The sequence below is a fragment of the Bacillus cereus group sp. BfR-BA-01382 genome (genome assembly GCF_022663475.1).
Classification (GTDB): Bacteria; Bacillota; Bacilli; order Bacillales; family Bacillaceae_G; genus Bacillus_A; species Bacillus_A thuringiensis_S.
In genome coordinates, this window is the sequence record NZ_JAKUFQ010000272.1 from 1 (window position 1) to 491 (window position 491).

The following is a 491-nucleotide window of genomic DNA, read 5'->3' on the forward strand; positions in this document are numbered from 1 at the left end:
TCTTTCTTCACTTGCGGCGATATTATATTCCCTACATTCTCTTTCTTCACTTGTGGTGACACTATATTCCCTACATTTTCTTTTTTCACTTGCGGTGACACTATATTCCCTACATTTTCTTTCTTCACTTGCGGTGATATTATATTCCCTACATTTTCTTTTTTCACTTGCGGCGATATTATATTCCCTACATTCTCTTTCTTCACTTGCGGCGATACTATATTGTTTTTTTTCGTTTGCGGAGAAATGATATTGTTAGGTTTCATTTTACTAATTTGAGGAGCAATTAACTCGCTTCCTTTTTTTATTACATCTGAAATTTTATATTCCTTTTTTGGTTTTATTGGTGGTTGTGGCGGCTGCGGTAATACATTTACCGAAAACTTCGTGTTTTCTTTTTCCGCCGGTTTTTGTTTTTCTATCACAGGTGGTTTTTGAATAACAGACGGTTTTTCAACTGGTTTTTCTTTTTGAATTGGCTGTTCTTTTTG

At 34.6% G+C, this 491-nt stretch carries 1 pseudogene; it reads right to left on the minus strand.

The features are described 5' to 3' along the window. Window positions 1-491: pseudogene (gene exsA, locus MR160_RS33895) on the minus strand (spore coat assembly protein ExsA); the annotation flags it as partial.